This is a genomic window from Bacillus sp. FSL W7-1085 (genome assembly GCF_038595035.1).
Taxonomy (GTDB): Bacteria; Bacillota; Bacilli; order Bacillales; family Bacillaceae; genus Bacillus; species Bacillus altitudinis.
On the sequence record NZ_CP152000.1, the window covers coordinates 803,382 to 815,459 of the forward strand.

At 38.5% G+C, this 12,078-nt stretch carries 9 protein-coding genes, 1 pseudogene and 1 other annotated feature; of the genes and pseudogenes, 9 read left to right on the forward strand and 1 reads right to left on the reverse strand.

Annotated elements, in window-relative coordinates; translation table 11 throughout:
* Positions 1 to 20: 20 nt before the first annotated feature.
* The 9 genes and pseudogenes from MKY11_RS03955 (at position 21) to MKY11_RS03995 (ending at position 10,408) form a co-directional block, all read left to right on the forward strand.
* A complete protein-coding gene (locus MKY11_RS03955) occupies positions 21 to 539 on the forward strand; it encodes a hypothetical protein (RefSeq protein WP_144667990.1) in 519 nt (172 codons plus the stop codon).
* A gap of 134 nt (positions 540 to 673) precedes the next feature.
* Positions 674 to 1,501: a MerR family transcriptional regulator gene (locus tag MKY11_RS03960; protein WP_035391322.1), complete on the forward strand. Its 828-nt coding sequence runs from the start codon at positions 674 to 676 to the stop codon at positions 1,499 to 1,501.
* 26 nt (positions 1,502 to 1,527) lie between these two features.
* Positions 1,528 to 2,715: an MFS transporter gene (locus MKY11_RS03965; protein WP_342501875.1), complete on the forward strand. Its 1,188-nt coding sequence runs from the start codon at positions 1,528 to 1,530 to the stop codon at positions 2,713 to 2,715.
* A 190-nt stretch (positions 2,716 to 2,905) separates the two neighbouring features.
* Positions 2,906 to 3,736, forward strand: a complete 831-nt coding sequence (locus tag MKY11_RS03970; protein ID WP_342501876.1) for a DNA alkylation repair protein — start codon at positions 2,906 to 2,908, stop codon at positions 3,734 to 3,736.
* 273 nt (positions 3,737 to 4,009) lie between these two features.
* On the forward strand, positions 4,010 to 5,194 hold the full coding sequence (locus MKY11_RS03975; RefSeq protein ID WP_342501877.1) for a DUF1835 domain-containing protein: 1,185 nt from the start codon (positions 4,010 to 4,012) through the stop codon (positions 5,192 to 5,194).
* Positions 5,195 to 5,268: 74 nt separating this feature from the next.
* Positions 5,269 to 5,492: a binding site (T-box leader), on the forward strand.
* 312 nt (positions 5,493 to 5,804) lie between these two features.
* Positions 5,805 to 7,723, forward strand: a pseudogene (gene thrS, locus MKY11_RS03980) (threonine--tRNA ligase).
* A 172-nt stretch (positions 7,724 to 7,895) separates the two neighbouring features.
* Positions 7,896 to 8,462: a hypothetical protein gene (locus MKY11_RS03985; protein ID WP_144668000.1), complete on the forward strand. Its 567-nt coding sequence runs from the start codon at positions 7,896 to 7,898 to the stop codon at positions 8,460 to 8,462.
* A gap of 26 nt (positions 8,463 to 8,488) precedes the next feature.
* Positions 8,489 to 9,772: a hypothetical protein gene (locus MKY11_RS03990; RefSeq protein ID WP_342501878.1), complete on the forward strand. Its 1,284-nt coding sequence runs from the start codon at positions 8,489 to 8,491 to the stop codon at positions 9,770 to 9,772.
* Positions 9,773 to 10,126: 354 nt separating this feature from the next.
* The gene (locus MKY11_RS03995; protein WP_017366847.1) at positions 10,127 to 10,408 is read left to right on the forward strand and encodes a hypothetical protein; all 282 of its coding nucleotides are present in this window, start codon (positions 10,127 to 10,129) and stop codon (positions 10,406 to 10,408) included.
* A 56-nt stretch (positions 10,409 to 10,464) separates the two neighbouring features.
* On the opposite strand, the gene MKY11_RS04000 is transcribed toward MKY11_RS03995, so the two are convergent.
* Entirely contained in the window at positions 10,465 to 11,973 is a 1,509-nt protein-coding gene (locus MKY11_RS04000; protein WP_342501879.1) for a helix-turn-helix domain-containing protein, read from the reverse strand.
* Positions 11,974 to 12,078: the final 105 nt, after the last annotated feature.

Below are 12,078 nucleotides of genomic sequence, written 5' to 3' on the forward strand. Positions count from 1 at the left end.
CTAGATTTCGGGGTGATCAAATGAAAAACAAAACAGATGTAGCCCACATGTTTCCTCCTATGAAAATAGAAGAAATTGATCATATTTTATTATATGATCTTGATGCAATAAAAATGGAAAAAGAAGATGAACGTATAAAATTCATTTTACAAGATCCCTATTGTCCTGATAAACATCATATTCACAGTGTGTATGTCATCTATAAAAGGTCTATACTCAATTTACTTGAAGGTAGGATTCGTTCTATTCATAGTCATGAATTCATGACTGCTAAGAAAAAGGAGCGAACGATTTCTATAGAAGATATAGAATATGTATTAGAGATCGCTACAGTTGTGGTTCTTGCAAGTGAAAATAATGGAATATTGACGAATTATTTTTATAGTGGGGTCGGAGAAAGGTTAGATTGTATTTTTAATCTATGCTTAGGTTATTCAACACATTTACAAAAGAAAGAGCATAAAGTAAGTTTGCAACGATTTATGGATGATATAAAGATTGTTGAAGAGATGGGATTGTTAGAAAAAATAGTAGGATAATGAGCAAAACCTAGATTTTAGAGAAATCTAGGTTTTTTTGTGCTTTTGAAAAATTTAATCAACTTCATGTTGACCTTCCCCTTAACTGAAAGGTTTATACTGTGAACAGATCAACAAATCGGAGGAGATGCAGGATGTTCAAGATCGGCGATTTTTCTATGTTAAGTAAAGTGCCTGTCAAAACCTTAAGATATTATGACCAAATTGATTTATTAAAGCCTCAGCAGATCGATCAAGATTCGGGATACCGTTATTACTCAGCTGAGCAGTTACTTGAGGTCAATCGAATTTTTCTTTATAAGGAATTAGGCTTTACGTTAAAACAAATGGGGCAGCTTCTTCGTGAAGATATCTCAGTAGAGCAAATTCAGGGCATGTTTCTCTTGAAAGAGAGTGAGATTCAGCAATTGATCGAAAAAGAACAACAGAAATTAGCCCGTATTAAGGAGCGGATGCATCTCATCAAACGAGAGGGGTGTGTTGAAAAAGAACAGGAGGTTATCATCAAATCGGTTGAAAGCAAACGCATCATGTCTTTTCAATCCAACGGAACTGTTGAAGAAATCCCTTCATTCTTTCAAATGTTTCATCATTTATTACATAAACATCAACAAGAATCGATCTCGGGACCACAAGTAGTGTTATGGAGAGAATCACTGGATAAAGAAAGTGAGTTCGAATTTGAGGTGGGGTATTCCGTCAAATCGTTAAGGTGCTCGCTTCCTCAGGGAATGACAATTCGCACGTTACCTGCAGAAGACACCATGGCAACACTCTTATTTCATTCCCATTCTCCATCCGCACAAACTGCTTGTGTTGACCTGGCGACATGGATTGAACATAACGGATACCGCGTGAAAGATGATCAGCCGGGCCGAGAAATCTATTACCCATTGTCAGAAAATGAAGAAGGCAGACTCATTGAAATTCAAATTCCTATTAAAAATGAAATCAAATCGTAAACATGGCCCAAAGGAGAAACGTCACGATGCAAAATAAAACCGTTGTCTATTTACTTGCTTTAGCAGCTTTTTTAATCGGAACGATCGAATACATCATTACTGGCATTATTCAAATGGTCGCACATGATTTACATGTCACAACGTCTACTGCTGGCTTATTGGTCACATCTTTAGCACTTTCGGCCGCAATCGGTGCACCGATTGTCATCGCACTAACCATCAATATGGACCGCAGAAAAATATTAACATGGACGCTGATCATTTTTATTTTAAGTAACTTCATCACAAGTATCAGCCATTCGTTTGAAATGGTCATGATCACAAGAATTTTACAAGGAATCAGTGGGGGAACGGCGATTGTAGTGGCGATGGCGGTTGCAACTCGTCTTGTAGAACGGGAAAAAAGAGGAACAGCGATTGGCATCATTTTAATGGGATTAAGCAGCTCCTTGGTTTTAGGCGTTCCAATCGGGACATTTCTAAGCAGTGTGATCGGATGGAAAGGATTATTCGCAGCCATTGGAGTGATCACGCTTATTCCGCTGATTGTGGTGTATAGGCGGATCCCTTCTATGAAAGAACAAGAACCGGTGACGCTTCGTATGCAATTATCGATTTTAAAAGACAAGCGAATATTACTTGCAGTGGCAGTCACGTTATTCTATGTAGGGGGATATTCCACGTTATTTACCTATTTAACGCCCTTCCTGCAAAAATCAGCCAACCTAAGCATCACAGAAATCAGTGGCATTTTGTTACTAGCGGGAATATGCAGCTTTTTAGGATCAAGCCTTGGAGGGATGTCAGCAGATAAAAAAGGGCCAATCTTCACGATTTTTTCTGGCATCACTTTGCAAATCATGATGCTCATGCTACTAGCATTTGTCACAGGGAATCTCGTGGTCATGGTGGCTGTTATCATGATATGGATGATCGCTACATGGAGTACATCACCAGCTCAGCAGCTATATCTTGTAACCCTTGTTCCGAAATCTCCTGATATCGCATTAAGTGTCAATACATCATTTATTCAATTCGGATTTGCTTTAGGCTCGGGGTTAGGGGGGATTGTATTGAGCAGGACATCTATATTGCACCTGAGCTGGATCAGTGCTGGAACGGTTCTTCTCGCTTTACTCATGACCATCTTGATGGTGGCGTTTGACAGAATCTCTCAGCAGAAGAGTTTGAAGGTGATCGAGCAAGGAAGGTAACTTAAATTCAATTTTGTATGGAAGGGACTACTTATTTCGGGTAGTTCCTTTTTGGTTTGAAGAATGCACCAGTAAAGTTGTTTATTTGATACAATAGGGGGCAATATCCAAAGATTGAAGGCATTCATATATTTCTTTTAAAAACGATGAATATCAAACAAAAGCACCACTAGACAAGGAGAGAAAATAAATGCAAATAAGCGAGGAGATCATCAATCGAAAAGGTGCTCGAAAGGGGACTGATATCCCTCATGACGTCTTGTTCCTTTTGAATCAGGGAAAAATAGAGAGTGTGAATTTAACTGAATGGCTGGCTGTCAATCATATGACGTTATTACGTCATGTTTTGCCATCCGTTGGTTTAGACCATCATTTAGACGGTTTAACATCTAAGATCACTCAACAAAAGGCTGAGTCTGGAATGAAAGCAATTCGTCTCATCGGTCAATTGTTAGATGAATGGCTACAGAAAGAGAATGGGGAAAAACAAGCGGAAGTGCTACAGGCATTTACTCACCATGTATCTGATAGCGTCCGCTGTTGGGCTGCTTATATGAACAAACACCGTTTATCAACTTTGGAAGAGAAATTGGCGTACATTCAACCATTTGCAGCTGATCATCATTTTGGAGTTCGAGAAATTGCGTGGATGTCAGTGAGAGAAAGCCTAAAGGATCAGCTCGATCAAAGTATAGAACATTTAACAGCATGGGCTAAAAGTAAAGATGAAAATATTCGCCGATTCTCAGTAGAAGCTATTCGCCCAAGAGGTGTTTGGACAAAGCATATTGAGTCATTAAAACAAGAGCCAATGAGGGCACAGCCTATTCTAGATTTGCTCAAATCTGATCCATCAACATATGTTCAAGATTCTGTTGGAAACTGGCTCAATGACGCTAGTAAAACACAACCAAATTGGGTCATAAACCTGTGTGAACAGTGGTTAAAAGATTCTGATACAAAAGCAACTAGGAGGATTGTCAAGAAAGCCAAAAGAACGATTGTGAAGGGGAACTTGTGAAGAAGTACATAAACTGAATTTCCCTTTTTGGAGGGTATTTCTATCAATAGATCATTAGAAAGAAAGCCTCAAAGTTACTCAGTAAACTGATTGCCCCATTTCGTGGGGTTCTTCATTTTTTATAAAAAATCTAGTCTCCTCAATTCTGCATTCTTTATATAGATCTTATCCTCTCATCGTCGTACTTTTGAATGAAATTGACTCAATAGAATTGACGTAAGAACCATGAATAGGCGAAGATGATATAAAATGTAAGATAAAGGGAGACGAATAATGATACATATCGTATTTGGGGCAGCAACTGCTGGTAGTTTAAAGCAAGCATTACGTGAAATGAAGCAAAAACCAGTGGAAGGCATCATCACCTTTGATGATATCTACTCCATTGGCCCACTTACACACTTACATGAACGTCAAGGACAAGAGACTCGTATGGAGTGGCTTCGACATGTCATGTCCAATGAGTTTGGTAGATTTGATGATATGGTAATCGATCAGCAAAAAATGATTCAACAAGTGAAGGATGTAAAAGATGGCTCACATATGATGATATGGATAGGCAACAATGCACACGAACAAATAGGTCTACGATTTGCCATCTATTTATTAAAAGGAAAAAACGTGGACGTCTCTGTCATTAATACAGCGATTGCATATGATCACCATTTTAATACAAAGACGATTCGCATGGACCTTCGACATACTGGGGAAATCCCATCTGAAAAATTTAAAATCATTTATGAAAGTAAAAATCACTTTCACACCATTTCCAAGGAAGAAAGAGAACGATTACAAGAAGAGTGGCTTCACATTGCCGAAACAGATCATACACTTAGGATATGGCGAAATGAACAAACGCTCAACGTATCAGAAGATGAATTTGATGCTTATTTAGTAAAAATGGCTAAGCGGCTTCATCTGTCCGAGCCAGAAGAGGAATACATCGTAACTCCACGCTTAATTGGAGAAGTCCTTGGTCATTTAGAACAATATATCGGAGATGATTTTATTGAGTATCGGCTAAAGAAGCTGATTGATCAAGGTGTTTTTGCTATGAAAGGAAAACGAACGTCCATGCGTTATTACTCGATAAAACTGACAACATTTGGTCAGGGATTCAAAAAATGGGTATGCTGTCGTGATTTTGAGCACCAACCTTATGTGAAAATTGAAGGAACCTATGGTGGCGAACCTTTTCAATGCGGACATTGTCAATGTCATTTAGAAAGAGATGATGTACCTATAAGCGATGTACTATTCTCCAAAATATGGGATTGGGCCATACAGTATGGTTGTTGGTTTGATGAAGAAACAGATGACTTGTTGCCAGAAGGGGTAGAAATGGAAAAGAAGTTTAATCAAGCAGGGGAGTGTATAACGGAAGAAGTGAAGAATGCGTTATCTCCTAAGTATCAAGTCGAATATAGCCCCAGTGAAATGACAAGACATTTCATTTAAAGAATAAAATTCAATAGCACTGTACAAAATAAATCTTTACATCATTCCCCATCATCATGTAATATATGGAGAAATCAAAAGCGAAGAAAAGGACATGAGCAGCTTTTATCGGTTCACAGAGAGGGAAGTCACGGTGAAATCTTCCTAACGCAGAAAAGTTGTCTTACCACCTTTGAGCTGTATTGGGGAAATTGCAGTATCCAATACCGTCTACGCCACGTTACGGCACCAGAGCCATAAAGCAATTACGCATTATGGGAATTTGGGTGGAACCACGGATCACACATTCGTCCCTTTACGAGGGATGGGTGTGTTTTTTTGTTTACTTTTATAGCATGATTGCTTTGAAAAGGACATGAGCAGCTTTTATCGGTTCACAGAGAGGGAAGTCACGGTGAAATCTTCCTAACGCAGAAAAGCTATCTTACCACCTTTGAGCTGATTGGGGAACATTGCAGTATCCAATACCGTCTACGCCACGTTACGGCGCCAGAGCCATAAAGCGAATACGCGTTATGGGAATTTGGGTGGAACCACGGATTACACATTCGTCCCTCTATGAGGGATGGGTGTGTTTTTTTATTTCAAAAAAGAGAAAGGTGTGTCAGTGATGAGAGAAAAAATGGTAAAAATTCAATTTCCAGATGGAAAGATCAAGGAGTTCTCCGCAGGTACGACAGTCGCAGAGGTTGCCTCCCATATTAGCCCAAGTTTAAGAAAAAAAGCAGTAGCGGGAAAGATCAATGATCAGACAGTGGACTTAAGTTATCCGTTAAACAACGATGCGGGGGTTTCGATTCTAACACTTGATTCAAAAGAAGGGCTGGAAGTGTTACGTCATACAGCTGCACATGTATTAGCCCAAGCTGTGAAAAGGTTATATGACAATGTGACACTGGGGATCGGACCTGTCATTGAGAATGGATTTTACTATGATATGAAGCTGAATCAAACGTTAAGCGTAGAGGATTTGGCAATGATTGAAAAAGAGATGAAAAACATCATAAACGAGAATCACCTTATTCAAAGAATGGAGGTCTCTTACAAAGAAGCTGAAGTGATGTTTGCACATGATCCATATAAACTGGATATTTTAAAAAGTCTCCCTCGACAAGAAGCCATCACGATTTATCAGCAAGGAGAATTTATAGATTTGTGCCGTGGACCTCATTTGCCTTCTACAGGGTATTTAAAGGCATTTAAACTAATGCGTGTGGCAGGGGCATATTGGCGGGGAGATAGCAATCAGGATGTCTTGCAGCGAGTGTATGGTGTAGCATTTCAGCATCCAAATCATCTAGCTGATTATCTTCATTTCATGGAAGAAGCAAATAAACGTGATCACCGGAAATTAGGGAAACAGTTATCCCTCTTTATGTTTTCAGAAGAAGCGCCAGGCATGCCGTTTTATTTACCAAAAGGTCAGATTGTCAGAAATGAATTAATGGCCTTTTCTAGAGAAGTGAGAGGTCAAGCGCAATATGAAGAAGTAAGTACTCCATTTATGATGAACCAAGAACTTTGGGAAAAGTCAGGGCATTGGAATCATTATCATGAAAATATGTATTTCTCAGAAGTAGACGATACAAGTTTTGCTTTAAAACCGATGAACTGTCCAGGGCATATGCTCATGTTCAAAAATAACTTATATTCCTATAGAGACCTTCCAATTAGAATGTCTGAATTTGGTCAGGTGCATCGTCATGAATTTAGCGGAGCATTAAATGGATTGTTCAGGGTCAGAACATTTTGCCAAGATGATGCCCATATTTTTTAAGAGAAGATCAAATCGAAGCTGAAATCAAACGGATTTTTCAATTAGTTGATCATGTGTATCGGACATTTGGTTTTGAGTATTCAGTCGAACTATCCACTCGTCCAGAAAAAGCATTAGGGGATGACGCTATTTGGGATGTATCCGAAAAAGCGCTAAAAAATGTGCTTGATCAGTTAAAGATTGACTACTACTTAAATGAAGGAGATGGGGCATTTTATGGTCCGAAGATCGACTTTCATATTCAAGATGCATTAAAGCGGAGCCACCAGTGCGCCACAATTCAGCTGGATTTTCAAATGCCAGAGAAATTTGATTTAACATATATCAACGAGAAAAATGAAAAGGTGCGGCCAGTTGTCATTCATAGTGCCATTTTTGGTTCACTTGACCGGTTCCTTGGTATTCTCATTGAACATTTTGCCGGCGTCTTCCCGTTATGGCTCGCACCAATCCAAGTACAAATCATACCTGTCTCAAGCGTTCACCTTGATTACTGCATAGAGGTGCAGCAGCAATTAAGAAATATCGGAATTAGAGTCACAATCGATGAACGGGATGAAAAACTCGGCTATAAAATGAGAGAAGCACAAATGCAAAAAATTCCTTATATCGCTGTCATTGGAGATACAGAAATGCACGAAAAAACACTGAACATCAGACAACATGGAGAAAAAATGTCAAAGCTGCTGTCTATTGATGACTTTAAACACCTGGCAGCCCAGCAAATAAAAGACAGAACAGCTCAAATATGATGTGCTGATTTCATGAAGAAGGATAAGACGTTCATTGAATGGTGGGCGTCTTTTCATTTGTGAAAAAGCCGCATTGATAATAGAAAGGAAAAATATTGAAACATTTTTTCAGTCAAATCGTAACAAAGATAGAGCGTTCAACAGAAACATTGAAAAAGGAGAGGAGTATTACATGGAACAAGCTACACTGAAAAAGATGAGAAGAAAACAAATAGCTGTCTCTAATTTAATAGTCGGCATCATGATCGTTCCTTTTTTTATCTTGTTTCAAATGTCTGACATTCGATTTACACATTTCTTTCTTTGTTTAGGATCTATCATGCTCTTTCTAAGTATTTATGGTTTTATTAAGAAAGGCTCAACAAAGTCTTTCATTCCTATTTTCGAGCAGATAGCCATTTATGAAAAAGAAAAATTGGGGGAAGAGTGGGAGAAAGAAAAGAGGTCAGAAAATATTTCGAGAGTGGTATTGAGTGGTCTGATGTTTCTCCAGTCATTTAGTTTCCAAGATGTAACGAATCCATTCTTAAACATGCAACCTATACTTTTACTTTTCTTATTATTTGTAACTCTAGCCCTTATTAATTTAAGCATGCTTTATCGCTTTAGAAAAATCGACCGGTCGACTGAAGGTGAATTAAAAGGCTTTACAAAGGAATCAAACATGATGTCATTGGTTTTAGGATTATTATCAGCGATCATCATAGTCGGCTTTATTGTCACCTTTCTTCTTCCATAAAATATCATCATTTAGAGGTGAAACAAATGAATGCAAACATTCAACAACTGATCGATCAGACAAAGGCGAAATTTGGCTTAGATCTTTACTACCTAAAAAGACAAAGTTTTCATCGCTACGTCAATATGTTCAATGAAACGGTGTATACATTGAATATGGAATGGTTTCCCTCTCATGAAACGGAACCCGAGGACGATGATCTAAACCCAGACGGCACAGCTGTCATTGAAGTGAACTTGAATACAGGACAGACCGAGTCGGTTATTTTTGTTATGGACAAAACCTATGCGCAGCATGGTGTCACGTTTAAGAGACCTTATCCAGCTCATGTCATTCAATGGATCGAACAAGAAACAGGATTGATCTATGGAGAGCATTTTCATATGCATCAGAAGGAGAAAGGGGAACTTTCTTTCGAAGAAGCAATAGATGGTGTGAAAGTAGCACCTTCAGGCAGAATCGAAGTGAAATGGAATGAACATGGACAGCTCATGTACTTTACACACCACGGTCCATTTTTAGCCAAAACATTACTGAAAGATGAGAAATATGTGCTTTCCCTTGATCAGGTGAAGAACTTAGCCAAGCAGCAAGTACAGATGTTTCAATGGCCTTCCTTCGAGCACAATCAAATCCGTTCTATTTATGCTCTAGAAGAAATCTATGTGAAGAACGATGGAACAGGAACTCTTCCGTTTGAGGTTGGGCGTGAAGAAACGCATTGTATACACATGAATGAAGTCATTGAGTGGAATGAACCGATAAACAATGCCTTTGAAAAAAAGGAAATGGACATTCATGAGAACATTTCAGCTGAACAAGCTTTCTCATTGGAACCGTCACCAGATTCCCTCCCGATATCAAAAGAAGACCAGGATGAGTGTATCAAAGCGGTTCGAACCTTTTTGGTGCAAAAATATTCAAACGATACAGGGAAGTGGGTTCTAAAAACACTCCAACGTGATCAGGGATACATCCATGCGATATTAAAAACGAATGAGCAAGAAGGCAGTGGATTTATGGATAAAATCAAGGTCTTCATTGATGCCAACACTTTTGAAGCCATTCATTACATAGATAAAAAAGAGATGTTTCAAGTATGTGGGATACTCAATCCATCTCAAACAGCTAGTGAAATCACCATAACTCAGAAACAAGCCTTTGAAACATTGAGAGAACGCCTCGAACTTACACCCATCTATGTCTATGACGATGTGCAAAAACAATATGTTTTATGCGGCAAGCTCGATTGTCATGATGGCGTTGATGCAGTGAGTGGCGAAGTGTTCTCTTTGACAGACTTTTCATAACTTCCAAAAGAACAGTCAGTACTGTTCTTTTTTTGTCCCATCTTCCTCTTTTTTGCGGAAAAATGGAATTTTGTAGCAGGAAGTTGTCGTTTCATCACGAAAGAAAACAGGTAAGAATATGATCATAGGTCCATTGTTTGAATTCGTGGTGGAGTCAATGAGATGACATAGGAAACGTTATACATATTGAACATTCGTGACAGTACAGTCGATCTACAGTTCATGTCTAAAAAGTGAGTGATCATGTCTCAAGCCGTATGCGAAAATACGTGTACCGAGATCATATGATGAGTTGGTTCCGTTTGTTTTTAGGTGAGTTTGAAGCCAAGTTAGAAGAAAGTGAGGATATCTACCTTGAGTACATTGGAAGTGTTTCGTCAGTTTTTGGTTGACCATTATCCTGCGTTACAAGATGAGCTTTGGCTGAAAGATGTTGATACCCTTCGAATCTCTCCTATTCTTCATCCTTTTCTGAAAAGCAAGCTGCCAGATGGGATTGAAAAATTCACTTGTGTCCTATTCACACAGCAAACAGATCAAACCACTGCCCCGCTCAAAGTATACCTTCTATTAGATGAATATGGGCAATCGCTTTACGCCATTGATTTGATGAATGAACAAATCGTGCTTCATTAATACAGAACCAAAAAGCTGCTTGAGAATGTCTCAGCAGCTTTTTTTTATGATGAACATTAGTTTGTCATATCAACCAATCTTCGGTGTAAGTTGTCCAATTCTTTTTTTGTTGGAAAAGAGCTGATCAGCAGCGTAGATCGACCGAATTGAAGAGGAAGCTCAGTATCGGTCACAATCATATCAACCCCAAGTTGATCCATCGTGACATCATTTAACGAATTTTCTGGACTTGTGAAAATGTGAATGAGAGGAGGCACGCTTAATTTAATTAAATCAGCAATAAACAAACTATGATAATAACCTAATGTTGAAATAACAAAAATGTTCAGCACGTTTCTCCGTTCCATCTCCAAATGAACAAGCCCTCTCCAGGAAGATGTAATGATACGAATCAATTCCCGTTCATTTTTCACAAAAGAAGCAAGGATATCGTCTGTTTTTAACTCTTGGATGATATGACTAATCCTCGAATAGAAGTAGGGAAACTGTTTTTTCACCTCTGATAAATAGCTCGATTTCTTTTTGAAAAGGAATCCATCTCTCACGGTAATTTCATTGGAATACACATAATATTGGAGAAGAACGAGTGTCATCACCTTACGATTCGCTATTTCTTGATGAAAAATCGACTCCAACTGGGTGATAAATGAATGAATGGCATCATAGAGGCGTGGTGTATGCGACTGAAAGAACGTCAATTTTTCTTCGACAGTTTCAATTGATTTAAAGTGCCCAATAGCTGGTTCGATCAATAGCAAAAAGACAAATTCATGATGATCCAGCGTCACATCAAATACGTCTTTGGCCATTCGGCAGATGTGCTCTTCCCATCTTCTAATTTGATCATAGATTCCTTTAGCTGTAGAGGTTTGTTTTTCTTCAGTCATTGAGTATGTATATTTACGGCTGATTGTAAAACCTTTTCGCATTCGGTGAATGGAAACGCCGAGCCACAGGCAGTATTTATCTATCGCGACATCTGGTACATTGACTTCGAGCACCTGAAATAGTTCTTGTAATAAATGAACTGCGTCTTGTTTTTGAATATCATCAAATGGCCAAAGCCGGCTTCCATACACTTCAAATAAAAATTCAACAAAGAATTGACGAATCTCCTTCTCATTCCCATGAAACTGCATACTATCTGGACGTAACTCAATGTCATAGGATGTAAGGATCGAGTTGATTTTATGAATCGTGTTATACAGTGTGGATCTACTGATATTAAGCGTGTCCATCCATTCATAGAAAGATCTGTTTTCTTCGAAAAAAATGCCGTCAATCAATCGGATTTCAATCGTATCTTTTAAAATTTCTTTAATATAGTAGTCCGCTCGAATTGTCTCGGTATAACAAATGGAAATGCCTTGTCTTGGCTTTATGTGGATTAACGGCTCTCCATTTTCTGTTTGGAACGATTTCATTTGTTCTAAATCGCTTTGAATCGCACGAACCGAGCCGATATTTTCATTCGATATCTCTTGAAGGCTCCACCACTTATTTTTGGATACAAGCAATTTTAAAATGTTTATCCATCTCTTTGATTTATTATCAATGAGCTCCATCAAACAACTAACTCCTTCCTTTGACTTGCCTCTATATATTATGAAGTTCAGATGAAGAACATTTGAGCTCAAAATAGGCATGAAATGATTGTAATGTTTTGCCTA

What these genes read in the sequence shown, in the direction of transcription:
- MKY11_RS03970 (WP_342501876.1), top strand. Translation starts at nt 2,906, where the DNA reads ATGCAAATAAGCGAGGAGATCATCAATCGAAAAGGTGCTCGAAAGGGG.
- MKY11_RS03955 (WP_144667990.1), top strand. Translation starts at nt 21, where the DNA reads ATGAAAAACAAAACAGATGTAGCCCACATGTTTCCTCCTATGAAAATA.
- MKY11_RS04000 (WP_342501879.1), bottom strand. Translation starts at nt 11,973, where the DNA reads ATGGAGCTCATTGATAATAAATCAAAGAGATGGATAAACATTTTAAAA.
- MKY11_RS03990 (WP_342501878.1), top strand. Translation starts at nt 8,489, where the DNA reads ATGAATGCAAACATTCAACAACTGATCGATCAGACAAAGGCGAAATTT.
- MKY11_RS03975 (WP_342501877.1), top strand. Translation starts at nt 4,010, where the DNA reads ATGATACATATCGTATTTGGGGCAGCAACTGCTGGTAGTTTAAAGCAA.
- MKY11_RS03960 (WP_035391322.1), top strand. Translation starts at nt 674, where the DNA reads ATGTTCAAGATCGGCGATTTTTCTATGTTAAGTAAAGTGCCTGTCAAA.
- MKY11_RS03965 (WP_342501875.1), top strand. Translation starts at nt 1,528, where the DNA reads ATGCAAAATAAAACCGTTGTCTATTTACTTGCTTTAGCAGCTTTTTTA.
- MKY11_RS03985 (WP_144668000.1), top strand. Translation starts at nt 7,896, where the DNA reads ATGGAACAAGCTACACTGAAAAAGATGAGAAGAAAACAAATAGCTGTC.